We start from the raw sequence: 24,900 nt of genomic DNA on the forward strand, positions 1-24,900 counted from the left end.
TTGGTCGTTCCCCCATGCCGTACCCTGTGATCCCGTCCGGAGGAGCTCCTCGCTCCGGCCGGGATCACAGGGATCAGGGCTGCGGTTCCGGTGTCTCCGTCGGCGGGTGCAGGGTCTGCTGCACGAGGTCGCGGATGAACGCATAGTCGGGGTTGAACTCGTCGACGCCGAACTTGGGAACCAGCTCGATCGTCGTAACGGGCTGCTCGCGGGCCAGCAGCATGAGGTCGAAGAACTCCGAGAGCTTCGCCTTGGGGAGGTCGGTGTCGACCAGAACCGTTCCCGCCGCCGCGATCTCATTGAAGCGGGCGAGCACGTTCTGCGGAGTGAACTGCTCGAGGATCGCGAGCTGCAGCTCGCGCTGGCGCTCCATTCGATCCCAGTCATCCGTCGTGTAGCGCGAACGGGCATACCACTGAGCGGTGTCGCCGTCCATGTGCTGGGCGCCCGTCTCGATCCAGCCGATCGCCCACTCATTGGCGTCCGTGCCGGTCCAGCCCTCGGGCGGACCGCCCTTGGGCAGGCGCTCATCGACGGTGATGTCGACACCGCCGAGGGCATCGATCATCGTCGCGAAGCCGTCCATGTCGATGAAGATGTAGTAAGGGATCTCGATCCCGAGGATCCCCTCCGCGGCATCCTTCGTCGCCTCGATCCCGGGCGCGGAACCATGGTTCGCGGCATCCGGATACAGACCGACGCCGGCGTCATCGCGGCAGACCTCCGCCGCATAGCGCACGTGGTTCATCCACCCGTTCCAGCCGCAGGTGTCAGACGACTGGCCCTGGAATCCGCCGGGATAGGCCTCCTGCATCGGGCTGCCATCGCTGAACGGCGCGTGCGGGAGCTCGCGCGGGATGCCGACGATCGTGACGGCGCCGCTCTCGGCGTTCACCGAGACGACCGAGATGCTGTCGAAGCGCATCGAGTCGCGCCCGTCGCCGCTGTCGGCGCCGAGCAGAAGAATGTTGTAATAACCGTTGCTCGGTTCGACGCTCGGACCGCTGTTGCCGAAGATGTCTCCGATGACGCCGCGGCTCGTTCCCGCGATCGTCGCGCCGTAGGCGGCCGAGCCACCGACGAGTCCGAGCAGGAGGAGTGCGACGACGGGGATCGCCAGCCGCGATGCCGGCGGCGCCTTCACCAGACGCACGAGACGCAGCGTGTCGAAGGTGAGCACGACCCACAGCAGGGCGTAGAAGACCAGCAGCACCTGAACGCCCGTGAGCGCGAACCAGTTCGTCGCGAGCGAGACGAGCGAGGTTCCCCAGATGACCGCGGCGACGGCCAACGCGATGACGATCAGCCAGCTCAGCAACGTCGCGCCCAGGCCGAACCGGCCGAGCTTGCGGTTGCCGCCGCCGAGCACCTGGGCGGAGCCCGGCACGAGCACGTTCATCAGCACGAGCCACCAGCCACGGCGCCCCATGAACGCGGGGTCCTCGACGTCGGGGTTGCGCAGCGGATGCGTCTCTATCAGCCGCTCACCGGGCCGTGACGTCGCGCGCGGCGCCGCATAGGTCACAGGGAGTCCTTCAACCGTTCGTTCTTCTCGGCGACCTGCGCCTCGAGCGAGCGGGCGTAGTCCTCGATGCGGTCGCCGAGAGCGGCATCGGATGCTCCGAGGATGCGGGCCGCGAGGATCCCGGCGTTGCGGGCGCCGCCGATCGAGACGGTCGCGACCGGGATGCCCGCCGGCATCTGCACGATGGAGAGCAGGGAGTCCATGCCGTCGAGGTATGCGAGCGGCACGGGAACGCCCACGACCGGCAGAGCGGTCATCGAGGCGACCATGCCCGGCAGGTGCGCTGCTCCCCCGGCGCCGGCGATGATGACCCGGATCCCGCGAGCACGCGCCTCACGGGCGTACTGCATGAGCTTGTCGGGTGTGCGGTGCGCCGAGACGACCTCGACCTCGTGCGGGATGCCGAAGTCGGTGAGCGCCTGCGAGGCATCGCTCATCACGCGCCAGTCCGAGTCGGATCCCATGATGACGCCGACGACGGGTTCTGCGGAGGAGTGCATTGGCTCAGTCACTCCCCCAGGGTACGGTCTGCCCGCCGTGCTTGCGCTGTATGGCGCGCTCACGGCTCAGTCGAACTGCGCCGCGGCGGCGCGTGCCGTGTAGACGACGTCGTCGAGATCAGCGCCGGCGACGTTCACGTGTCCGACCTTCCGTCCGGGACGGGCAGCCTTGCCGTAGGTGTGGATCTTGGCCTCGGGATGAGCGGTCATCGCGGCTTCGAAGCGGTCTTCGAACGTGCCTTCGGCGGGCCCGCCGAGGATGTTGACCATCACGGCCCAGGGGGCGCGCGGTGCCGCATCGCCCAGGGGCAGATCCGCCACAGCACGCAGGTGCTGCTCGAACTGGCCCGTCACCGCGCCGTCCTGGCTCCAGTGTCCGCTGTTGTGCGGACGCATCGCCAGCTCGTTCACGAGAATGCGCTCATCATCGGTCTCGAAGAGCTCGACCGCGAGCATGCCGGTGACGCCGAGACCTTCGGCGATCTGGCGACCGATTCCCTCGGCGACCTGGGCGAGTCGTTCGCTCGCACCCGGGGCCGGTGCCAGAACCTCGGCGCAGACGCCATCGCGCTGCACGGTCTCGACCACCGGATAGGCGACCATCTGTCCGCCCGGGCGGCGTGCGATCTGCTGCGCGAGCTCACGGGTGAACGAGACGAGCTCCTCCACGAGGAGCGCGCCGATCTCGGCGAACCAGTCCGCGGCCTCCTCACCCGAGGACACCACGCGCACGCCCTTGCCGTCATAGCCGCCGCGAGGGGTCTTCACGACCGCACGACCGCCGTGGTCATCGAGGAAGGCCTGCAGCTCCTCCGCGTTCGCGACCGCCGCCCAATCGGGCTGCGGAACACCGAGCTCGGCAAGACGGGCTCGCATGACGAGCTTGTCCTGCGCGAATTGCAGCGCATCAGGGCCGGGGCGCACAGCGATGCCCTCATCGGCGAGCGCGCGCAGCACCCCCTGCGGCACGTGCTCGTGGTCGAACGTGATGACATCGACGTCCTGCGCGAACGCGCGGACGGTGTCGAGGTCGCGGTAGTCCCCGACCGCAGTGGCCGCCAGCTGCGCCGACATCCCCTCGGCCTCCGCGAGGACGCGGATCTCCAGTCCCAGCTCGACCGCCGGGGCGATCATCATCCGGGCCAGCTGTCCTCCGCCGATCACACCAACACGCAACGCCATCGAGTTCTCCGTTCGTCCCGACCATTCTTCCGCATGCCGAGTGCCTCGAGAACCGCGTTGCACGGAGTACCGCGGCACGGAGTTGCCGCCCGGGCTCAGAGTGCTGCGGTCGGCGCTTCGGGAAGAGTCTGCGCATCGCGGTGCGCAAGGATCTGGTTGACCTCGATCTGATCGGCCAGGGCCTCGTGCACGAGCCGCACGTGGGGGACGTTCGACAACCGCACCGGTTCATCGACGCCGTTGGACAGGGTGATGGTCCCGGCACCCCATAGCCGCTGGAGCAGCCCGCGTCGCACCGCGATCGAATAGCCGCGAACGTGCGAGATCTCCCGCCGATGACGGGCCCCGAGCCCGTGGCGGACGATCACACGACGCGTCGTCACCGTGTAGGAGCGCGAGACCCAGACCAGATACGGCAGGACGCAGCCCACCAGGATCACCAGGCCCGCTGCGGCCAGCAGCATCCAGTTCTCGTAGCCCGCCGGCAGGTTGTTGTAGAAGTAGGCGGTGGCGCCGAAGACGGCGATCACCAGCACTGACGACCAGAACAGGCCACGGGCATGACTGCGGAACTGCGCGATCAGCCGCTCTTCGGCCGGCGCGCCCGGAGGCGGCATCGTCGGCCTGCCTCCGAGAGTGACGGGCTGGGTCATTCCTCCATTGTGCCTGGAGCCGCGGACATCGCCGTCCGCCGTGCGGCGTGTCCGATCCGCCCGGGGTGTCGTCAGCCGAGACGGGCGTGCACGATATCGCCCGCGGCGATCAGCCGCTCTTCGCCGTCCACGACGATCGCCAGGCGCCCATCAAGATGGAGCCGCGTGGCGGTCCCGCGCATCTGCGTGCCGTCGGGCAGCGAGACGTCGACCGTTCGCCCGATCGTGATGCACCTCTGCGACACCACGGCGTGCACGCCTGCGCGACCGGCATCGCCATCAGCGCGCAGACCGCCCAGAAGCTCATCGACCCGGCCCACATAATCCGCCACGAGCCGATCCTCGTCGCACTGCGCGCCGATCACCGCGAACGACGTCGCCGTCGGCACCGGCAACTGCTCCGTCGTCATCGCCGTGTTGATCCCGGCGCCGAGCACCACCGCCTGTCCGGTCGCCTCGGCGAGGATGCCGCAGATCTTGCGTTCGTCGACGAACACATCGTTGGGCCACTTCACCCCGACCTCGTGGTCCGGGAGCTGAGCGGCCACGGCATCCGCCATCGCCGCTCCCGCGATCAGCGGAATCCATCCGAACGCCACCGGATCCGCCGGCAGATCCCGCAGGAGCACCGAGATCGCCAGAGCCGACCCCGCCGGTGTCACCCATGAGCGATCCAGCCGACCGCGCCCCGCGGTCTGATCCGCTGTCACGATCACCGAGAGGTGCGGGTACTCCGGTGATTCTGCGGATCGGTCGCGCAGCTCGGCGTTCGTCGAGGGCGACTGCTCGAGCGCATCCACCCGTCCGGCCACCGCACGCGTGCGCGCGAAGCCGGCTGCGCGGTCAGACGACCAGCTCATCGTCCTTCTCTTCTTCGTCGTCATCGTCTTCATCCGTGACGACGGATCCGATCTCGCGCTGGTGCCACTCATCCCACTCGGCCATCAACTGCTCGATCGCGGCGTGGAACTTCGCGGTCGCGACGCCCGGCGTCGTATCGCCGAAGTAATGGCGAACCCACATGCGCAGCTTCGCGATGGCCTCCTCGTCGGCGCGCACGCGCTCGACCTCCGCAACGATGCCGGATGCCCTATCGACCGTCAGCCACTCGCAGTCCGAGAGATATCCGCCCGTGTCGACGGATGCGCGCTCATCGGCCGGCCGGGTGATCAGCAGCGGCTTGCCCACGGCGAGACGGTCGTAGACCATGGCCGAGATGTCGACGATGGCGACGTCGGAGGACGCCAGCTGCCAGCCGAGCTCGGGACCGTCGTCGTAGACGTGCCCGGCCGCGGGGTCAGCCTCGTTCGCGGCGGCGATCGCGGCGACGATGCGCCGATGCGCCGCGCCGTAATCCGCATCGACGACGCCGCTGCGCGGGTGCGGGCGGTAGACCACGCGGTGCTCGCCCGTGGCCAGCAGCGCGGCGACGAGGCTCTCGCCGTGCGTCGCGATCGAGCCGTAGAACGCGCTCGGGCGGTCGCCCTCCCAGGTGGGCGCGTAGAGCACGACCGTGCGCTCGTCGGCACTGAACGGGAGCGAGCCGGAGTAGTGGTCCGCCTGCGGGCGCCCGATCTCGATCGTGCGCCGATCGATGTCGAAGTCCCACAGGGTGCGGGAGAGCCGATCGCGCGCGGCCTGACCGGCGACCAGTGCGTAGTCGTACGCCTTGTACTGGTTCGTCGTCATGTACATCTTGTCGGACTCGCCGTGGTTGATGAACACATGCCAACGGCGGCCATAGCGGAACATCTGGAAGTTGCGCGTGTTCTGGTTCACGTACAGCACGATGCGGATGTCCTGCGTGCGGATGAAGCGCTCCATGTCGCGCACGGTCGGCACGAAGGCGACCGGCGGAGCGTCTTCGGCGATGAGCTTCTCCGCGCCGGTCGCGCTGCGGGAGAGCACGACCACGGGCCACTTCTTCGCCAGCTCGGCCAGCGGCTTGTACCACTGGCGCATCTGGTACATGTTGACCGCGCCATCGGCGAAATACACCGCGATCTTGTAGTGCTCCTCCGGGTGCGGGGGCATCGCCGCGAGAGTACGCCGAACGTTCTGCACGGCTCGACGCGAGCGCAGGGCCTTTCGCAGGAGGCGATAGGACTTCTTGACATCTCTTACAGCACCCACATGACAAGCCTACGCAGGCCTACCCTCCGCGTCATGACATGATCGGGGGGTGGGAGAGAACGATTCGACAACACCTGCGGCCGGCGTCTCGTTCGTCATGCCCGTGCTCAACGAGATCGACTACCTCGAGCACGCCGTCGCCTCCGTCCTCTCGCAGGAGATCGACGGCCCCTCCGAGCTCATCCTCGCGCTCGGCCCCTCCACCGACGGCACGACCGAGCTCGCCGAGCGCCTCGCCGCAGCCGATGACCGCATCCGCCTCGTCGACAACCCCGCAGCCCACATCCCCGTCGGCCTGAACGCGGCGATCCGCGCGAGCAGCAGCCCCGTCATCGTGCGCGTCGACGCGCACTCCGAGCTCTCCCCCGGGTACGCCCGCCGCGCGATCGAAACGCTCGAGCGCACCGGAGCCGCGAACGTCGGCGGCCTCATGCGCGCCGATGGCCGCAGCCCCTTCCAGTCCGCGGTCGCCCGCGCCTACAACTCCCCCGTCGGCCTCGGCGGCGGCGCCTACCACGGCACCGACCGCGAGGGCGAGGCCGAGTCCGCCTACCTGGGCGTCATGCGCCGCGACGTCCTCGACGAGGTCGGACTCTTCGACGAATCGATCCGGCGCGGCGAGGACTGGGAGCTCAACCTGCGCATCCGTCAGGCCGGCCACACGGTCTGGCTCGACCCGCAGCTGTCCGTGACCTACTGGCCCCGCGAGAGCTGGTGGCGGCTGGCCCGACAGTTCCGCGCCACCGGTGCGTGGCGCGGCGAGCTCGTCCGCCGCTACGGGCGCAGCAACGGCATCCGATTCTTCGCCCCGCCCGCACTCGTGCTCAACGTCGCGGTCGCCGTGATCGTCGCCGTGCTGCAGCTGAGCGGTGCACTGCCGACCACCGCGGCGCTCATCGCGAGCATCGTGTATCTGCCGCTCGCGCTGTATGTTCTGCTGGTGCTCGCCATGGCCCTGCGACCCGGTGGCGGGCGCACACCGCGCGAACGCCTGTGGACCCTCGCCGTCCTGCCGACCATGCACCTCTCCTGGGGCTCCGGATTCCTCACCGGCGTGCTGCGCGGCGCGCGCGACACCGTCGACGCCTCGCGCCTGGGTTCGCAGAACACCCCGCTCCCCTGAGCCGAGCGCCGACGATCGGCGTGGGGGTCAGGCCTCGAGATATCCGAGGTCGAGCAGACGCGAGACGACCCGCTCCGAGGCGCGCCCGTCGTCGAGCTCGTTGAACTGCTTCCGCCAGGCCGCATAGCGCGGCCCGAAGTGGCCCGGCACGGTCGCGTCGTTGATGCGTTCCGCCAATTCTTCCTGCGTCGAGACGAGCGGGCCCGGCGCCCGTGCGGCGAGATCGAAGTAGAACCCGCGCAGCTCGCCCCGGTAATGCTCCAGATCCGGCACGAGGAAGAAGATCGGCTTGCCCGTGACGCTGAAATCGAACATGACCGAGGAGTAATCGGTGATGAGCGCATCGGCTGCGAGCAAAAGCTGCGCGGTCTCCGGGTGCCCGGTGACATCGATGACCCGCGCGCCCGATTGGTCGCGCCCCGGACGCAGCGTGCGCGAGTGCCCGCGCACGAGCACGACCGAGTCGGTCTGCTCGGCGAGAAGCTGCGGGTCGATGAAGTCCACCATCTCGGAACGGTCGTCGCGCCAGGTCGGCGCGTACAGCAGCACCCGCTCGTCCGGCGAAATGCCCAGCTGTTCCCGGGTCGCGGCCCCATCGTCGGTGACGAGCATGTCGTTGCGCGGGTAGCCATCGGTCCAGACCGGCTTGCCGAAGAACGCGTAGGCCTTCTTCAGGATGCGCTCGGAGTAGGTGTTCTGCGCCAGCAGCACATCCCAGCGGCGCGACTCCTTCACGACGGCCGCCATGCGCCGCGGCGCGAATCCCGGGCGGTGCAGGGCGAGGCGCTTGAGGGGTGTGCCGTGCCAGGTCTGCAGAACCTTCTGCCCGGGCTTGCGGGCGAAGCGCCTCCGGAGCCAGTCGTTCACGATGAGCAGCCGCGCCGCTGCGCGCGCCCGCCACCACTCGGGAGTGCCCTCGACGACGGCGATCGCGCCGGGAGGGACCGGCACCGAGAGATCGGTGACGCTCCAGTAGCGGGTCACGTCCGGGGCGCGTCCGGCGAGCTCGCGGTCGATCGCGCGCGGGTTGCATCCGGCGCTCTGCCCGTAGAAGCTCTCGAAGAAGACCGCGTTCTCGAAGTCGCCGCTCTCGGTGACGTACTGCTCCTCGAGGGCCGCTTGCCCGGCGGGCGTCTCATCGGCCGGGGCGATCGGCGGGGCGATCTCGACGACGGCGCCGCACACGTCCACGCGCAGCCTCGGCAGCAGGGTGGTCGGGACATCGATCCCGGTCAGGTCCGTTCCCGTGATCACGAGCTCATAGGCGCCCGCGGGAAGCGGGAGCTCCTCCCCGCCCCAGCGCGCGAGCGTCAGCGGGAAGCGCGCCTTCCAGGTCTTGCCGCCCCCGGTGATCTTCGCCACGACGCGGGCCCGCGCACCCTCGAGCACGGCGTCAGCCGGTTTCGGACCGTCACCGGCGATGATCAGCGTCTCGCTCTGCTCATCGAGCTGGGCAATGGTCATCGTGCTCCTTTCGGCGCGGGGATTCCCCGCGCACGGATCGCCCGGTACACCCGGCGGGAATTCTTGCCGTCCCGGAACGCATGCACCTGTGCGCTGAGCGTAGTGGACCGGCGCGATCTCTCGGCGAATACGCGCTCATCCGACAGCACCGCCGTGAGCTGATCGATCGTCTCTCCCCAGGTGCGCGCGGCGTCATCACCGGCGACATCCGTGTAACGCCCGTAGAACCCTCGCGTGAGCGCATACTCCTCGGCGTCGGGGGCGAGGTAGAGCACCGGCATGTCGAGCAGGCCCACGTCGTACGCGAGGGATGAGTAGTCGGTGATCAGCGCATCGATTCCCGGCAGAGCGGGGGTCACGTCGGCGAGGACCTCGGATCCGAGCATCCGCACCCGTGCGCTCGGCAGCGGGGGCTGGTATCCGCCGGCGCCGAGCGGATGCGAGCGCACGTAGAGGACCGCGTTCTGCGATTCGAGGAGCCCGATGATGCGCACCCATTCCGCGGCGGTGGGAACGGCCGGGTCTTCGGCGCCGTCACGCCAGGTCGGTGCGTAGAGCAGGGCTCGGGAGCCCGCGGGTCGCGGTCCCGCGGTTTCGTCGAGAAGCCGGGATGCCGCTTCCCGGCGGTCATTGGAGGAGCCCGACGAGAGCACGTCCACGCGCGGCTCCCCCGTCACGACGACCCGGGCATCGCCGAGGGCGAAAGCGGATTCGAGACGGCCACGGGAGCGATCGGATGCCGCGGGCAGCACCTGAATGCGCTGTGCGGCCGCGCGATACAGCAGGCCGATGAGCCTGCGCAGATAACGGGCCCCGGGAACGGCCGGGACCTGGGTCGTGGCCGGCGAATCGAGCCCGATCCGCTTGAGAGGGATGCCGTGCCAGAGCTGCACGACGAATCCGCCGGCGACCGCGTAACGGTTCACATCCCCCAGGCCGTGCGTGACGACGAGCACCCCGGCACGCGCGGTGGCCCACCAGCCGCGGAGGGAGGACTTGGCGAGCGTCGGGATGCCGAGGGCATGGGCGTCCGTTTGCTCGCGCTCGGAGGCGACGAGCCAGACGGCGTCGTGCCCCTCGGCGGTGGCGATGCGCCACAGGGCGAGCGCTCCGTCGCCGATTCCGGCACCGCATCCGAACACCCAGCGCGTTCCGCGCGGTGTCAGGAGTGTTCCGAGGCGACCGATGGCATAGACGGGGATCCGCAACAGCTTGGCCGCGTTTCCCGAGCCGAATGAGAAGGACGCCACCGTGCGAGCCTATCGCGCGGTGGCGTCCTTCTCTGGGATATGAGCGGTCAGCCCCGCGCAGAGATGATCAGAGATCGAGCTCGCCGAGCACGACGTCGACCTCTGCGGACTCGCCGTCGCGCTGGTAGGTCACGGTCACCTCGCTGCCGGCGGCGACGGCGCGCACCTGGGCCGTGAGGTCTGTGGCTCCGCTGATCGGCATCCCGTTGAACTTCGTGATGATGTCGCCCTCGCGAAGGCCCGCTTCCGCGGCCGCACCGCGGGGGGCCTCGGCGATGTAGGCGCCCGCGACGTCCGCGCCCTCGACGTAGGCGGCGTCGCGCACCGAGGCGCCGAGCAGGCCGTGGCTGGCGGATCCCGTCTCGATGATCTCCACCGCGATGCGCTGGGCGACGTTCGAGGGGATCGCGAAGCCGAGGCCGATCGAGCCCGATTCCTCGGAGCTTCCGGCCGTTGCGATGGCGACGTTGATGCCGATGAGCTTGCCCTCGCTGTCGACGAGCGCGCCGCCGGAGTTTCCGGGGTTGATCGCGGCATCCGTCTGGATGACGGCGATCGAGATCGACTGGCTCGCCGCCTGCCCCTGTGCTCCCGGCAGATCGAACTGGAAGGGGCTGCTCTGCTCCTGCTCGCCCTCGGGAGCATCCGGAGCCGCCGACTCGGGAAGCGCCGAAGAGGCGATCTGGATGCTGCGGTTCAGCGCACTGACGATGCCGGTGGTGACCGAGTTCGAAAGTCCGAGAGGTGCGCCGACGGCGACGGCGGTCGAGCCGACGTTCAGCTTCGAGGAGTCTGCGAACTCGATCGGAGTCAGATCGTCGACGCCGTCGATCTTGAGGACGGCGAGGTCGTAGATCGGGTCGGTTCCGACGATCGATGCGCTGTAGATGCTTCCATCGGATGCCGTGACCTGGATGCGCGGGTTCGCCTCGGCGCCGCCGAGCGTGACGACGTGCGTGTTGGTGAGCACGTAGCCGTCTTCGCTGAGGATCACACCGGATCCGCTTCCGGAGGCGCTGGAGCCCGCGGCGTCGATCGTGACGACGGAGGGCAGCACGGATGTCGCGATCGCCGTCGTCTCGTTGACGGATCCCGGGTTGTTGACCGTGATGCTCTCGGGGCCCGACGTGGAGGACGAGCCCTGGTTGCCCCACAGCGTGTTCCCGAGGTAGCTGGAGCCGAGACCGGCACCACCGCCGACGAGGGCGGCCGCGACGATGAGGGCCGCGACCTTGCCGGCTCCGGACGCCTTCTTGGGGGCGTGCGACGCGGCGCCCGATGACGGCAGCGGTGCCGCGTATCCCTGCGGCAACGGAGTCGTCGGCTGCGTGATCTGCGGGCGCTCGGCGTGAACCGGAGTCGGGATTCCGCCAGCGGGCTGATGTGCGGCAGGATGCTGCGCCGCCGGTGCGTGCGAGGCGAATGCGCGCGGCACGTCGTGACCTGCTGCGGCGACCGCGGCGGGAGTCTCCGGAACCGGCGGCACCGTACGCTCGGCGGGCGCTTCGAAGGCGGTGGGCGCCTCGGGCGCGGACGGCGTCTCGGGCACGACCGGCTCGGCGGCCGGGGTGTTCTCGACGGGGGTGTTCTCTTCGTTCATCTCTGCTCCTTCACCAACGCTCTTACAGACTGACGCCCGTTCCTGTGTGTTCGTTATGGTCGCGGTGAGTGTCGCTTATGGCCTTAGCCTGGGTTGCATGAGTGCAATTCCCGGCGCGTGGCGCCGCACCGCGGCCGGAGCAGGTCTGCTCGGGCCCGACGGCGCTGTCGCGCCCACCATCTTCGCAGAGATGTCGGCTGCGGCGGTCGAACATGATGCCATCAATCTCGGCCAGGGCTTCCCCGATGAGGACGGCCCCGCCGAGATTCTCGAGGCCGCACGCGCAGCGATCGCGAACGGCGCCAACCAGTACCCGCCCGGACGCGGCATCCCCGATCTCCTGGCCGCCATCAGCGAGCACCAGCAGCGCTTCTACGGGCTTGCGGTGGACCCGGCATCCGAGATCATCGTCACGGCGGGGGCGACCGAGGCCCTGACGGCGACGCTGTTGGCGCTGATCGACTCCCCCGACGATGAAGTCGTCGTCTTCGAGCCCTATTACGACTCCTACGCCGCGGCTGCGGCTCTGGCCGGCGCCCGCCTGCGCACGGTTCCGCTGCGCCGCCCCGACTTCCAGCCCGATCTCGAACGGCTCGCGGAGACCGTCACGGATCGCACGCGGATCATCCTCGTCAACGATCCGCACAACCCCACGGGCGTCGTCTTCGACAGTGACGTGCAGGCCGAGGTCGTGCGCCTCGCTCACAAGCATGATGCGGTGATCGTGACCGACGAGGTGTACGAGCACCTCACCTTCACCGGCCCGCACATCCCTCTCGCGACCCTGCCGGGTGCCGCCGAGCGGACGCTCACCATCTCCTCGGCGGGCAAGACGTTCTCGACGACCGGGTGGAAGATCGGTTGGATCCACGGGCCGGCAGAGCTCATCACCGCCGTGCTCACCGTCAAGCAGTACCTCACCTATGTGAACGGCTCGGCGTTCCAACCGGCGATCGCTGCAGGCCTGCGGCTCCCGGATTCGTTCTTCACGGATGCCACCGGGACCCTCGCGCGCAAGCACGAGATCCTCGGCGCGGGACTGCGCGCAGCGGGCTTCACGGTGAACGCACCGCAGGGCGGATACTTCACGGTCGCCGACGCGACGGCCCTCGGCGGGGCCGATACCGCCGCATTCTGCCGGGCGATGCCCGCACGCGCAGGAGTCGTCGCGATCCCGATGAGCGCCTTCGTCAGCTCCGAGCATCGGAAGGATTACAACGGGCTCGTGAGGTTCGCCGCCTGCAAGCGGACGAGCGTTCTGGAAGAGGCGGCCTCCCGCCTCGCGGCCACCCGCTGGTGAAGCCCGCTCAGCGCGGGACGACCCGGTAGCGGCGCAGGCGCAGAGCCGGGTTCTTCTCGCGCACCGCATCGACGGCATCCTTCGTCAGCGGTGCCACGGCGATCCCTTCGCCCGTGCCGACACCGCCGATCACCACCCCCGACGGGTCGATGATCTGCGAGTGCCCGACGCCGATCGGCGTCGGGTGATCCGCGGCGACGACGTAGACCGTGTTCTCGATGGCGCGCGCAGCGAGCAGCGTCGTCCAGTGGTGCTCCTTGAGCGGGCCGCGCACCCACTCGGCCGGGACCACGATCGCATCGGCGCCGACGTCCACGAGCGTGCGGGCCACCTCGGGGAAGCGCAGGTCGTAGCAGGTCATCATCCCGATGCGCAGGCCCGCGACCTCGATGGTCTGCGCATCGCTCAGATCCCCGGGCGCCACCCAGTCGGACTCGCGGCTTCCGAACGCGTCGTACAGATGCTGCTTGCGATAGGTCGCGAGGAGTCCGGTCGCATCGACGGCGACGAGCGTGTTGTGCACCCGGTCGCCCGCCTCTTCGACGAACCCGGCGATGACCGTGACGCCATGGGCGGATGCCGCCGACTGCAGCGTGCGCACGAAGGGCCCGTCGAGCGTCTCGGCGTTCTCCGCGAAGGACGCGTCCAGCTGGTCGACGAAATAGTTCGAGTACTCCGGCAGCACCACGAGGTGAGCCCCGCGCGCCGCAGCATCGCCGATGAGTTCCACCACCCGCGCCCGGTTCCCCTCGGGCGAAGCGGACGGAGAGAACTGGCAGACGGCGGCGAGAAGCTCGGACATGCTCCCATCATCCCGCATCGACGCGCCCGGGGTACCCATCCGAATGAGCCCGCACGCGATACCTGATGTAGGCTATTACTTGTGACGCGGGGTGGAGCAGTTCGGTAGCTCGCCGGGCTCATAACCCGGAGGTCGTGGGTTCAAATCCCGCCCCCGCAACCAAGAGAAGGCCCGGATCATTCGAAAGAATGATCCGGGCCTTCGGCATTACCGCCCACCGGTGAACGGTTTTCCCTCTCCGCAACACAGCACCTCAGTTCATTGCTACATTCGCTGGCACAAGACTGAACCAAGGGGTGCAGGGCATGGATTCGTCCATAGTCGGATTCACAGCGATCCTGGGAGCACTGTTCGCGATCGCGAACCCGTTCTCCGGATTGCCGTTCTTCCTCGGCTACTCTGCTCCGTTGACGTCATGGCGCGAGAAGTTGACCGCGGCGATCATCACGAGCGCCACGATCTGGGTCGGCGCCACCGTCGTCCTGCTCGCCGGCCACGCGGTGCTCTCGTTCTTCGGCATCTCGATCGCGGGACTCCGTGTCGGCGGCGGGCTGGTCATCCTGATCTCCGGCCTGTCGATGATGAACACGAAGGTCGATGACACGAAGAAGAGCGGCCGATCGCTCGCACGTGTGGTGCATGACCTCGTCCGTCGCGGGCACACCCCGCACGGGGCGGCATCCGCCGTTCACGCATCGTCCCCCGAAGCCGCGGCCTCCTTGCGAGAGCATGCCGCGACCAGCGGCCACGACGCCGTCTCGGCTGCGATCTCCCACGCGGCGACGGACGAGCCGTCGCCGAATACCGGGGCCCCCGATGCCGAGACCGAGCGCAAGAACAAGAAGGCCGCCTACCTCTCGCTCATGTTCCCGTTCGCGATCCCCATGGTGCTCGGCCCGGGATTCATGTCGACGGTCCTCATCGCCCAGCACAGCAACGGAGCGATGCCGGTTCTCGGCGCCTACTCGATCATCATCGGCATCTCCTTCGTCGCCTTCCTCCTCGCGGCCCCGATCCGGGCGATGCTGGGCGCGTTCGGGATGAACGTGCTCCTCCGCCTGGTCGGCCTCATCGTCATCGTCCTCGCCGTCGAGATCATGGCCGCCGGTCTCGTGAAGCTGCTCCCCGGACTGGCGGGCTGACATCATGTGCCGCTGGCTCGCCTACCTCGGCTCCCCCATCCCCCTCGAGGATGTGATCGTCAAGCCCAACCATTCGCTGATCGATCAGAGCCTCCTCGCCCGCGACCTCCTGCTGCCCGGCACCCCCATGGCCTCGCAGTTCCGCAGGCATGCATTCCCGACGAACGGCGATGGCTTCGGCATCGCCTGGCAGGGACGCGGCGGCACGATCGGGCAGTACCGGCAGACCACCCCCGCTTGGGACAGCCAGAACCTCCGCCATCTCGCCGCGCAGATCGAATCCGGATGCTTCCTCGCGCATGTGCGCGCCGCACCCGGCGGAACGATCGCGGAGCAGAACTGCCATCCTTTCCAGCACGACGGGTGGATGTTCCAGCACAACGGCGAGATCAACGGATTCGAGCGGCTCAAGAGGGATCTCACCTTCGACGTCGCGCCGGAACTGTATCCCTCGATCCTCGGGAACGGCGACACCGAGGTGTGCTTCTTCCTCGCCCTCACCTACGGGCTCGCCGACGATCCTGTGGGAGCACTCATCCGTATGGTGCAGCGCATCGAACGGGCCCGCCAGGAACGCGGCGTCGCCGAGCCGTTCCGCGCGACAATGTGCGCGTCCGACGGCACGCGTCTCATCGTCCTGCGCTGGGTCAGCCCGGAAGCCGATTCGAGCGCCGCACCCTCCCTGTTCCACTCGCACGGCCCGACCACGCTCCATGTGAAGACCGGCGACGCGGAGCACCTCCCGGTCGATGCGCAGCTCGTCGTCTCCGAGCCACTCGAGCTGCATTGGAGCGCCCGCACCTGGCACGAGGTACCGGCAGGCACCATCGGAGTCTTCCGCCCGGGCCGCGAGCCCGAGTTCACCGCCGTTCCCCTCTGAGCTCGATTCGACTTCCGACACTCATGCGGGTAATGTGGTCTCTTGTGACGCGGGGTGGAGCAGTTCGGTAGCTCGCCGGGCTCATAACCCGGAGGTCGTAGGTTCAAATCCTGCCCCCGCAACCAAGAGAAGGCCCGGATCATTCGAAAGAATGATCCGGGCTTTCGGCATTTCCGCGGTCGCCTGTTGCATCGGTGAAGCGAGTTGCGACAGCATCCATCGAACACGCAAGAGCCCGGTCGAATTTTCTCGACCGGGCTCTTGTCACATCACTGTGCGGCTATCAGTCGGCCTCCAGGGCGATCAGCTTCTCGATCGCCGCGGTGAGCTTGGCATCCGCATCCGCGAACGCCGCCAGGTCGCCCGAGGTGAGCGCCGCCTGGCGCTCGGTGAGAGCGGCCTGCGCCTCGGCCAGCGCAGCAGCGCGAGCCGCGTCGCTTGTTCCGGTGCTGGTGCCGGGGTCGGTCGTCCCCTCTTCCGGGTCTTCTCCCTCAGCCGGTGGCGTTACCTCGCCATCGCCCGGATCGACCGGCTCGACCTCTTCATCGCCGCCCGAGGCTCCCGAATCGCCGCCGAAGATCGCATCCAGCGCCTCGGTCAGGGTGTTCTCGAATGCGACGCTGTCGCCGAACATGACGAGCACCTTCTGCAGCAGCGGAAGCTGCGTGCCCTCGGAGGACTGGATGTAAACCGGCTGCACGTAGAGCAGACCGCCACCGACCGGCAGCGTCAGCAGGTTTCCGTAGAGCACCTCGGACTTGCCGAGCGTCAGAACGTTGAGCTTGTCGGCGATGGTCGTATCGGAGTCGAACGTGTTCTGCACCTGACCGGGGCCGGGCACCGTCGTATCGGCGTCGATCTCGAGAAGACGCAGCTGACCGTAGCCCTCCGCCTTCTCACCCGCCGTGGATCCGGCATCGGAATCGACCGCCAAGTAGCCCATCAGCACGTTGCGGCTCGTCGTGCCCTGCGCCGTGGCCGGGATGAACGTCGAGAACATCGAGAAGCGCGGCGATTCCTGTCCGGGCATCTGCATCGACAGATAGTACGGCGGCTGCAGCTGGGTCTCGTTGCGCGGGTCGTTCGGCGTCTGCCAGCGGTTGTCCTGCTGCGCGAAGGAGCTGGGCGTGTCGACGTGATAGACCTCGAGGATCTCGCGCTGCACCTTGAACAGATCGGTCGGGTAGCGCACGTGGCTCATGAGCTCCGCCGACATTTCGCTGATCGGCTCGACCGTCGAGGGGTACACCTTCTGCCAGGCCTCGAGGATCGGGTCCTCGTCGTCCCAGGCGTACAGCGTCACCGATCCGTCGTAGGCGTCGACCGTGGCCTTCACCGAGTTGCGGATGTAGTTGATGTCGTCGATCGCGAAGCTCGGCGCGCTGACGTTCGAGTCGGCGATCGCGTCCGACAGGCTCACGCTCGTCGAGTACGGGTAGCTGGAGCTCGTCGTGTAACCGTCGATGATCCAGACGATCCGGCCGTCCACGACGCTCGGGTACGGGTCGCTGTCGAGCTCGAGGTAGGGCGCGGCCTTCTGCACGCGCTGCTTCGGGTCGCGGTCGTAGAGGATCTGCGATTCGCTGTTGACCAGGTCGGAGAACAGGATCTCCGCCTCCTGGAACTTCAGCGCGTACAGCATCTTGTTGAAGGTGTTGCCGATCGCCGGTCCGCCGTCGCCCGAGAACGTCGTCTTCGTCTCGCTCGCGCCGTCCTGACCGCGCGGGTAGTCGATCTCGACGTCCGTCGAGCCCTCGGGGGCTCCGACGATCGAGTACAGCGGCGAGTCCTCGCCGAAGTAGACGCGGGGCTCGAACTTCTCAGTATCGGTGAGGAATCCCGAAGTCGGGATGCCGCGCTCGAGGAAGACGGGCTCGCCCTCACTCGTGCGCTGGTTGCCCGCGGCGACCACGAGGCCATAGCCGTGCGTGTAGACCGCGGTGCGGTTGTTCCAGTTGTTGCTGTCACCGAGACGGTTCACATCGAGCTCGCGGACGGCGACCACCGTGTCCTGCGTCTCGCCGTCGATGTCGTAGCGGTCGACGTCGAGCTTGTTCTGGAACTGGTAGTAGCTGCGGAACTGCTCGAGCTGCTGGACCGTCGGGCTGACGATGTTCGGGTCGAGGATGCGAATGGATGCCGTGGTCTCGGCGTCATCGCGCAGCTGGCCCGCAGCCGCATCGGTCTCTGCCTTGAAGGGCGTGACCTCGAGGTCGGAGATGCCATAAGCATCCTTGGTGCCCTCGATGTTGCGCTCGTAGTACGGCGCCTGCACGCTGTTCTGGTTCGGGCGCACCTGGAAGGTGTCGACGACCCACGGGTATCCGACGCCGACCACGAGGGAGGCGACCAGGAGGAGTCCGGTGGCCACCAGCGGGAAGCGCCAACGGCCGATGACGGCCGTGACGAAGAACAGGATCGCGACGAGAATCGCGAGGATCGCGAGGATCGCGAGACCCGGGATCGTCGCATTCGCGCTCGTGTAGGCCGCGCCCGTGATGCGGTCCTCTTCGGCGACGAGCTTCTTGAACCGGTCGAGCCACAGGCTCGCAGCCTGAACCAGCAGGTACAGCCCCGCGAGGACAGCGATCTGGATGCGCGCCGGCTTCGAGATGCGCAGCTCTCCCTGGCCGATGCGCACCGAGCCGTACAGGTACGACACGAGGGCGGTCACGATCAGGCACAGCAGCAGAACCGCCGAGACGAAGGCCAGGAGGATCGAGTAGAACGGCATCGCGAACAGGTAGAACCCGATGTCCATGCCGAACTCGGGGTCGGTCGTGCCGGTGCTGCCGCCGTTCATCCACAGCAGCGCGGTCTCCCAGTTGCCCGCGGCCGCGAATCCGGCGAACAGGCCGAAGAAGATGGGCATGCCCCACATCGCGAGGCGGCGCAGCGGCTCGATGACCTCCTGGTAACGGTCGAGCTGCGAGCTCAGGCGCACATAGACCGGGCGCAGGCGGTAGGCGAGCTGGATCACGACGAACAGCGGAACCGCCATGCCCAGGAAGCCGATGACGAACATCACTGCGGTGGCGACCCACTGCGTGGTGAGGACCTGGGTGAACTCGAGCTGGTCGAACCACAGGTAATCGGTGTAGAGCGAGGCGAACACGAAGAACGCGACGATGATCGCGGCGATGATCGCCAGCGAGATCGTCAGAATTCTTCGAGAGGCGTTGGGCGTGGCCGAATTCGGCGCTGAGGTCGTGGTCACTCGTCCATCCTAATCGGGGTCATCGTGCAGGGGCCGCGGTTCGCATGACGGTGAGGTCACGAAGCCGCGCAGGCGGGAAGGGCGTCGACGTCACCGCCCTGGGCGATCACCTCGAGGGCCGCGAGCGATTCCTCGAGGGTCGCGGTGCTGATCACCTGCAGGCCGCTGGGGATGTGCCCGACGACCTCACCGCAGTTGTCCGAGGGCGCCAGGAAGAAATCGGCACCGGCATCGCGCGCCCCGTAGAGCTTCTGCCGGATGCCTCCGATCGGGCCGACGACGCCGTCCGCGTCGATCGTTCCGGTGCCGGCGATGTCATTGCCGCCGGTGAGCTCCCTCGGCGTCAGCTCATCGATGATGCCGAGGGCGAACATCATCCCCGCGCTGGGCCCGCCGACGTTGTCGAGCTGGATGCTGACATCGATCGGGAAGTCGTACTCGGTCGTCAGCGTGATGCCGATCAGCCAGGTCTCGGTGCCGTTGGAGGTGCTCAGCTCGGGCGTCAGCGTCACCGACAGCTCCTCCCCCGCACGCAGCACCGACAGCGCGACGGGTTCGCCTGCGGCATCCTGGATCGTCGCGCGCAGCGCACCGGCGCTCGTGACGGGTGCGCCGTCGATCGCCGTGATCCGATCGCCCTCCTCCAGCAGCCCGTCCGCCGGGGAGTCGTCGACGGCCGCGACCACCTCGACGCTCGCCCCGGTGTCGAAACCCAGCTCGTGCAGTGCGGCGGCCGTCGCCTCCTGCTGCGAATCGACCATCAGCACGGCGTTGTACTCATCGCGCTCCTCCGTCGTGACCCCCTCGGGGAACACCGATTCCACCGGGACGACGGCGCGGGAGGAATCCATCCAGGCCAGCGCGAGCTCGAACCAGGACGGCGTACGCTCGCGGTTTCCCACCACCTGCACGGTCGTCAGGTTCAGCGACCCGGTCGTCTCATAGGTCTCAGCCCCGTCGATCGCGATCAGCGGGATCTGCTCGCCGTCCGCTCCCGCAGCCGTGCCCAGAGTGTCGTAGACCGGACCGGGCCGCTGGATCACGTACGGGGTGGGCAGGAAGCTGAGCACGAGGAGCGCGATGAGCGCGACGATGAGCGCCCAGACTCCGATCCCGACGCGGGAAGTGCGGGTGTGTGACACGTTGGGGGTCCTCCGTCGTTCGCGACCGGCGTACAGCGATCTGCCCGCGCCGGGGGTGCGCGCAGAAACCTGTGACTAGCGTAGATGGCACGGCTAGCGACGTGCTGAGAGGCGAACCGACATGGCAGACAACGAACCGACCCCCGAGGACTTCCAGGAGTTCCTGCGCAAGATGATGTCCGGAGGCGGGGCCGAGGGCTTCGACCTCAGCGCGCTGCAGAACGCGCTCGGCGGAGCCGACGGCATGCAGATCGACCCGGCGATGATGGCGGCCCTGTCGCAGCAGCTGCAGGGCATGTTCGGCGCCGATCCGTGGGAGAAAACTCTCCGCCAGGCGCTGCACATCGCCAATCGTGAGGGACAGGGTATCACCGACGGTTCCCGCACCTCGCTCGTCGACGCCTTCGCCCTCGCGAACCTCTGGCTCGGCGAGGCGACGACCATTTCCGAACTCGGCGAGGCCCCGCAGTCCATGACCCGCGGGGAATGGGTCGAGAAGACCCTGCCCGTGTGGAAGGACATCGCGGGCCCCGTTTCGACGAGCATCGCCGATGCCCTCACCGGCGCATTGGAGGGCCAGGTCCCCGACGACATGCACGGGGTCGTGCAGGGTGCGGGTCAGCTGATGCGCGGGCTCGGCGCCTCGGTCTTCGCCGCGCAGTTCGCCCAGGTCCTCGGCAATCTCTCGCTCGAGGTCGTCTCCGGCGGCGACGTCGGCATCCCCGTTCTTCCGGCCGGGACCGCCGCCATCGTTCCGCAGAACATCACGGCGTTCGGCGAGGGCCTCGAGATCCCCGAAGACCAGATCTCGCTGTACCTGGCCACCCGTGAGCTCGCCTACGCGCGCCTGTACCGTCACTCCAAGTGGCTGCACCTGCACGTCATGTCGCAGATCACCGACTTCGCGCGCGGCGTGACCGTGGACGCCGACGCCCTCGAGGACGTCGCCAGTCGCCTGGACCCCTCGAACCCCGAGGAACTGCGCGCCGCGATCGAGGGAGGGGCGCTGCTGCCGCCCCAGAGCGAGGCTCAGCGCGACGCTCTCGCGCGCCTCGAGAACATCATCGCGATGATCGACGGCTGGGTCGATGTCGTCACCAACGAGGCGACCTCGCGTCTGCCCGATGGTGCACGGTTGGCCGAGGCGGCCCGGCGGCGCCGCGCGGTCGGAGGGCCGGCCGAGGATGCTCTGGGAGCCCTCGTGGGTCTGAAGCTACGTCCGCGTCGCATGCGCGAGGCTGCGGCGATGTGGCGCCAGGTGACGGATGCCGTCGGGGTCGACGCCCGCGACGCGCTGTGGGACTATCCCGATCTCCTGCCGACCGCTCAAGACATCGACGACCCGAGCGCTCTCATCGCCCGTCTGCAGGCGAGCGCTCGCGGTGAGGCGCCGGTGGCCGACGAATTCGACGAGGCCCTGGCCCGTCTGCTCGACGGCGATGATTTCAGCGAGAAGGATGCCGGGGCCGATGGGTCCTCCGAGGAGGACGGCCCGGACAACCAGGGCGGCGAGACTCCGGCCTGACCGCCGCGCTTCCCGTGGCATCTACTCGCCCTGCACACGCGGCGTCGGTGTCGAGTTTTCCACGGATGAGCCTGAGGCGCTCCGCGGCGATCGCGTTCCGAGCAGAATCGGGGCTATGCCTCCGATCTCTCCCCCGACGCTGACGCGCCTGGACCCCGCGTTTCCGATGCTGTGGCGCGACGTCGACACGGTGCAGTTCGGACTCGAGGCGCGGGTGAGCGTCTCGCTCAGCGCGCCCTGGGCCGAGCCGCTGTTGCAGGCGATGCGCACCGGATTCCGCCTGCGCGCCTTCGATGTCGTGGCTCACGGGGTCGGTGCGCCGCGGGAGGCGGCCCGCGACCTGCTGCGCGCACTCGGCCCGGTGCTGTCGACCGACGCTCCGACGAGCCCGTCCGTATGGGTCGAGAGCATGAACCTCGACGACTCCCGTGTCGAGGCGAGGATGATCGAGGCGCTGGCGGATATGGGCATCCCTCTGACGGATCGTGCGGATACCGCGGCGATCGGCGTCGTCCTCGTGCACGGTGCGGCCTCCGCACGACAGTTCGGCCCGTACCTGCGCGAGGATCTCTCCCACCTGCCCGTGGCGTTCGAGCCGGGCGGCACCCGAGTTGGTCCGCTCGTCGTGCCCGGCGAGACACCGTGCCTCTCCTGCCGGGACGGCCATGAACGCGATCGCGACCCGGCCTGGCCACTGCTCCACTCGCAGCTGATCGGTGCGACCCGCGAACGGGTGTCGACCGTTCACGCCGTCGAAGCGGCGGGCCTCGTCCAACGCGTTCTCACGCGGATCGGCGAGGGATCCCCGGCGACGGCGGTGCGCGTCACCCCCGACGGGCGCCGCGTGTGGAGCGCGGCGACGTTTCACGAAGAATGCCGGTGCCGCGCGCAGTCGTTCCGATCTCCTGCAGGAATCGGGATGCTGCCCGTTCTCGATGACCGGCGGCACGCGACCAGGTCATCGACAGCGTTCGCGCTGCGCGCGTGATGCCCACGTAGGCGAGGCGCCGCTCCTCGTCGATGGCTTCGAAATCGGTCGCATAGCCGATGGGCAGTGCCCCCTCGGCCCACCCCGCCAGGTGCACGTGCGGCCACTCGAGGCCCTTTGCCGCGTGCAGGGTCGAGAGCGTGACCGTCTCGAGAGTGGGCTCGTGCTGATCCTTCGCGCGCGCCATGAGCATCTCGCTGAAGGAGCGCAGCGTCGTCTCGGGCGGGGCCTCCTCGGCCAGGCGCAGCAGGGCGCGGCGCGCCTCCCAGCTCTCGCGCTGGGCGCCGGGCGCGGGCGGCTCCTCGGTCAGGCCGAGTTCGCGCATCACCCGGATGACGTTGGGGAGGAAACCGCGCTCGGTCGGAGCGACAGATGCTCCGCGCAGAGCGAGCACCGCCTGTCGCACTTCGGGCATGTCGAAGAAGCGCCGGCCGCCGAGCACGGAGGAGGCGATCCCGGCATCGGCGAGCGCCTGCTGGATCGCCCCGGACTGCGCGTGCGAGCGGTACAGCACCGCGATCTCGGACGCCGAGGCGCCCGAGGCGAGCTGGGCGGTGATGGATCGGGCGATTCCGGCGGCCTCATCGGTCTCGGTGTCGAATGCGGTGACCGTCGGGGGCTCCGCGGTGATCGCCGCCCTGGCGGCGACGAGTTCCAGGGCGCCCGGGCGCCCCTTCATCAGCGCGTTGGCCGCCGCGAGGATCGGTGGCTGCGAACGGTAGTTCGTCTCGAGTCGGACGACCGTCGCATCCGGATAGGTGCGCCCGAATTCGAGGAGGTAGCGCTGCTCGGCCCCGGCGAACGAGTAGATCGTCTGGCTGGCGTCTCCGACGACGCAGATGTCTCGGCGGTCGCCGAGCCACAGCTCCAGCAGCCGGTTCTGCAGGGGCGAGACGTCCTGGAACTCATCGACCGTGAAGTGGCGGTACTGCTCACGGACGGATGCCGCGACCCGCGGCTCCGCCTCCAGCATCCCCGCGCATGCCAGTAGGACGTCCTCGAAGTCGAGCTGACGACGGTCGTCCTTGAGCACCTCGTAGCCCTGCTGGAGCGCCGCGAGCTGATCCGTGCCGACTTTTCCGACCGAGCGGCCAAGCTCGGCGTGCTGGTCGATCGAGAGCATCGAGACCTTGCGCCATTCGATCTCGCTGGCCACGTCCCGCAGAGTCGCGGTGTCCAGGCGCAGGCGCAGCTGGTCGGCGGCCTGACCGAGCACGCGCACCTTGTTGTCGATGATGCTCGGTGCGGGCGAGCCCGCCAGCGTCGGCCAGAAGAAGTTCAGTTGAGACAGAGCAGCCGCGTGGAACGTGCGTGCGACGACGCCCGCCACTCCGAGTGCGCGCAGGCGCCCGCGGAGCTCACCGGCCGCTTTGCTCGTGAAGGTGACCGCGAGCACCCGGTTGGGCGTGTACGCCCCGGTGTCAACCCCATGGGCGATGCGGTGGGTGATCACCCGGGTCTTGCCGGTACCGGCTCCCGCGAGCACCGCCACGGGGCCGCGGAGGATGGATGCCGCTTCGCGCTGCCGGTCGTCGAGGGCGTCGAGGGCGCTCACAGGGAATCGCCGTGGTCGGCCGGCGCACCGTGCGGGCGCTCGTCGTACCAGCCCTGGATGAGCGTGCGGGCGATCGAGGCGGGACCGGGGAGGCCGACCGGGCCGTCGCCGACCAGGGCGCTGCCGATCTCCTCGCGCGTGAACCAGCGCACGTCGATGATCTCCTCGCCGTCGGGGCGCGCTTCGCGCTCGTCCGAGGCGGTCGCCCGGAACCCGACCATGAGCGATCGGGGGTAGGGCCAGGGCTGGGATGCGATGTAGCGGAGGTCTGTCAGGAGAACCCCGGCCTCCTCCTCGATCTCCCGGTGCACCGTGGTCTCGAGCGATTCCCCGGCCTCGACGAACCCCGCGAAGCAGGAGTACATGCGTCCGCGCCAGTTGGCGTTCGCCCCCAGGAGGAGTCGCTGTCGGTCTGCGCTCTCGACGGCGACGATGACCGCCGGATCGGTGCGCGGGAAGATGTCGATCTCGCACATCGCGCACCGGCGCGACCACCCGCCCTGGCGGATCTCTGTCTCCGCCCCGCACACCGTGCAGAACCGTGCACCGAGCATCCACGAGGCCAGGGATACCGCGGCGATCAGCAGCTCGGTGCTCTCGGCGTCGAGCATCCCTCCGGTGTCGCGCACTCCGAGCCAGGTCTCGGCGGGAGCCGCATCGATCGTGTCGCTGAGGGGCGGCACCGCGGCCAGCAGCAGGGATGATCCGTCACTGTGCCGCCCGAGCACGCCCCACTCGGCCTCGCCGACATCGCCGAGGGGAACCATCAGCAGACGGCCGTCCGCGACACGGGCCCGCCCCTCGCGGACCACGACCGCGCGCGTGTCAGGGGCTGCCCGCAGTGCGTCGAGGATCCCCTCCTCGTCGCGCAGGTGCGCAGTGCGATCGAAAAAAGCACGTCGAACGGTCATCGACTCCC

At 68.6% G+C, this 24,900-nt stretch carries 19 protein-coding genes and 2 tRNA genes; 7 read left to right on the top strand and 14 right to left on the bottom strand.

Translation table 11 applies throughout. The annotated features are described in order from the left end of the window. Window positions 1-73: 73 nt before the first annotated feature. From ACWAUG_RS01055 to ACWAUG_RS01080, 6 genes are all read right to left on the bottom strand, one after another. Window positions 74-1,525: an LCP family protein gene (locus ACWAUG_RS01055; protein WP_298036739.1), complete on the bottom strand. Its 1,452-nt coding sequence runs from the start codon at window positions 1,523-1,525 to the stop codon at window positions 74-76. Continuing rightward, the gene (gene purE / locus ACWAUG_RS01060) at window positions 1,522-1,989 is read right to left on the bottom strand and encodes a 5-(carboxyamino)imidazole ribonucleotide mutase (protein WP_298037014.1); all 468 of its coding nucleotides are present in this window, start codon (window positions 1,987-1,989) and stop codon (window positions 1,522-1,524) included. The genes ACWAUG_RS01055 and purE overlap by 4 nt, the downstream gene beginning before the upstream one ends. A gap of 102 nt (window positions 1,990-2,091) precedes the next feature. Beyond that, on the bottom strand, window positions 2,092-3,270 hold the full coding sequence (locus tag ACWAUG_RS01065; RefSeq protein WP_298037016.1) for a 5-(carboxyamino)imidazole ribonucleotide synthase: 1,179 nt from the start codon (window positions 3,268-3,270) through the stop codon (window positions 2,092-2,094). Window positions 3,271-3,302: 32 nt separating this feature from the next. Continuing rightward, complete coding sequence (locus ACWAUG_RS01070; protein ID WP_460800608.1) at window positions 3,303-3,860, bottom strand: PH domain-containing protein; 558 nt, start codon at window positions 3,858-3,860, stop codon at window positions 3,303-3,305. 71 nt (window positions 3,861-3,931) lie between these two features. Continuing rightward, window positions 3,932-4,720, bottom strand: coding sequence for a biotin--[acetyl-CoA-carboxylase] ligase (locus ACWAUG_RS01075; protein WP_298036745.1), 789 nt, complete (start codon window positions 4,718-4,720; stop codon window positions 3,932-3,934). Beyond that, the gene (locus ACWAUG_RS01080) at window positions 4,704-5,993 is read right to left on the bottom strand and encodes a CDP-glycerol glycerophosphotransferase family protein (protein WP_460800610.1); all 1,290 of its coding nucleotides are present in this window, start codon (window positions 5,991-5,993) and stop codon (window positions 4,704-4,706) included. The genes ACWAUG_RS01075 and ACWAUG_RS01080 overlap by 17 nt, the downstream gene beginning before the upstream one ends. A 97-nt stretch (window positions 5,994-6,090) precedes the next feature. Between ACWAUG_RS01080 and ACWAUG_RS01085 the strand changes: the two genes are divergently transcribed. After that, on the top strand, window positions 6,091-7,116 hold the full coding sequence (locus ACWAUG_RS01085; protein ID WP_298037019.1) for a glycosyltransferase family 2 protein: 1,026 nt from the start codon (window positions 6,091-6,093) through the stop codon (window positions 7,114-7,116). A gap of 27 nt (window positions 7,117-7,143) precedes the next feature. Here the strand turns inward: ACWAUG_RS01085 and ACWAUG_RS01090 are convergent, their stop codons facing one another. From ACWAUG_RS01090 to ACWAUG_RS01100, 3 genes are all read right to left on the bottom strand, one after another. Further along, the gene (locus ACWAUG_RS01090) at window positions 7,144-8,580 is read right to left on the bottom strand and encodes a CDP-glycerol glycerophosphotransferase family protein (protein WP_460800612.1); all 1,437 of its coding nucleotides are present in this window, start codon (window positions 8,578-8,580) and stop codon (window positions 7,144-7,146) included. Then, window positions 8,577-9,830: a CDP-glycerol glycerophosphotransferase family protein gene (locus tag ACWAUG_RS01095; RefSeq protein WP_460800614.1), complete on the bottom strand. Its 1,254-nt coding sequence runs from the start codon at window positions 9,828-9,830 to the stop codon at window positions 8,577-8,579. Before ACWAUG_RS01095 ends, ACWAUG_RS01090 begins: the two co-directional genes overlap by 4 nt. Before the next feature lie 67 nt (window positions 9,831-9,897). Beyond that, on the bottom strand, window positions 9,898-11,430 hold the full coding sequence (locus tag ACWAUG_RS01100) for a S1C family serine protease (RefSeq protein WP_460800616.1): 1,533 nt from the start codon (window positions 11,428-11,430) through the stop codon (window positions 9,898-9,900). Between the two features lie 97 nt (window positions 11,431-11,527). Between ACWAUG_RS01100 and ACWAUG_RS01105 the strand changes: the two genes are divergently transcribed. After that, window positions 11,528-12,730 carry an aminotransferase class I/II-fold pyridoxal phosphate-dependent enzyme gene (locus tag ACWAUG_RS01105; RefSeq protein ID WP_460800618.1) on the top strand — a complete coding sequence of 401 codons (1,203 nt, stop codon included), beginning with the start codon at window positions 11,528-11,530 and terminating at the stop codon, window positions 12,728-12,730. A 7-nt stretch (window positions 12,731-12,737) separates the two neighbouring features. Here ACWAUG_RS01105 and ACWAUG_RS01110 read toward each other — a convergent pair whose 3' ends face one another. Then, window positions 12,738-13,532, bottom strand: a complete 795-nt coding sequence (locus ACWAUG_RS01110) for a carbon-nitrogen hydrolase family protein (RefSeq protein ID WP_460800619.1) — start codon at window positions 13,530-13,532, stop codon at window positions 12,738-12,740. Between the two features lie 85 nt (window positions 13,533-13,617). Here ACWAUG_RS01110 and ACWAUG_RS01115 point away from each other — a divergent pair. The 4 genes from ACWAUG_RS01115 to ACWAUG_RS01130 all read left to right on the top strand — a co-directional run bounded on the left by ACWAUG_RS01115 (window position 13,618) and on the right by ACWAUG_RS01130 (window position 15,679). Beyond that, a tRNA-Met gene (locus ACWAUG_RS01115) sits at window positions 13,618-13,694 on the top strand. 143 nt (window positions 13,695-13,837) lie between these two features. Beyond that, a complete protein-coding gene (locus ACWAUG_RS01120; RefSeq protein WP_460800620.1) occupies window positions 13,838-14,674 on the top strand; it encodes a MarC family protein in 837 nt (278 codons plus the stop codon). A gap of 4 nt (window positions 14,675-14,678) precedes the next feature. Continuing rightward, window positions 14,679-15,554, top strand: a complete 876-nt coding sequence (locus tag ACWAUG_RS01125; RefSeq protein WP_460800622.1) for a class II glutamine amidotransferase — start codon at window positions 14,679-14,681, stop codon at window positions 15,552-15,554. Between the two features lie 48 nt (window positions 15,555-15,602). After that, window positions 15,603-15,679: transfer RNA gene (locus ACWAUG_RS01130), tRNA-Met, on the top strand. 158 nt (window positions 15,680-15,837) lie between these two features. Here ACWAUG_RS01130 and ACWAUG_RS01135 read toward each other — a convergent pair. Next, window positions 15,838-18,771: a UPF0182 family membrane protein gene (locus ACWAUG_RS01135; protein ID WP_298036792.1), complete on the bottom strand. Its 2,934-nt coding sequence runs from the start codon at window positions 18,769-18,771 to the stop codon at window positions 15,838-15,840. A 56-nt stretch (window positions 18,772-18,827) separates the two neighbouring features. Further along, the gene (locus ACWAUG_RS01140; RefSeq protein ID WP_298036795.1) at window positions 18,828-19,913 is read right to left on the bottom strand and encodes a YlbL family protein; all 1,086 of its coding nucleotides are present in this window, start codon (window positions 19,911-19,913) and stop codon (window positions 18,828-18,830) included. A 121-nt stretch (window positions 19,914-20,034) separates the two neighbouring features. On the opposite strand from ACWAUG_RS01140, the gene ACWAUG_RS01145 reads away from it, so the two are divergent. Continuing rightward, window positions 20,035-21,438 carry a zinc-dependent metalloprotease gene (locus ACWAUG_RS01145; RefSeq protein WP_298036797.1) on the top strand — a complete coding sequence of 468 codons (1,404 nt, stop codon included), beginning with the start codon at window positions 20,035-20,037 and terminating at the stop codon, window positions 21,436-21,438. A gap of 824 nt (window positions 21,439-22,262) precedes the next feature. On the opposite strand, the gene ACWAUG_RS01150 is transcribed toward ACWAUG_RS01145, so the two are convergent. Both ACWAUG_RS01150 and nudC read right to left on the bottom strand, forming a co-directional pair. Further along, complete coding sequence (locus tag ACWAUG_RS01150; protein WP_298036800.1) at window positions 22,263-23,981, bottom strand: ATP-dependent helicase; 1,719 nt, start codon at window positions 23,979-23,981, stop codon at window positions 22,263-22,265. Further along, on the bottom strand, window positions 23,978-24,892 hold the full coding sequence (gene nudC / locus ACWAUG_RS01155) for an NAD(+) diphosphatase (RefSeq protein WP_298036803.1): 915 nt from the start codon (window positions 24,890-24,892) through the stop codon (window positions 23,978-23,980). Before nudC ends, ACWAUG_RS01150 begins: the two co-directional genes overlap by 4 nt. Window positions 24,893-24,900: the final 8 nt, after the last annotated feature.

Source organism: Microbacterium sp. GXF6406 (genome assembly GCF_054798215.1).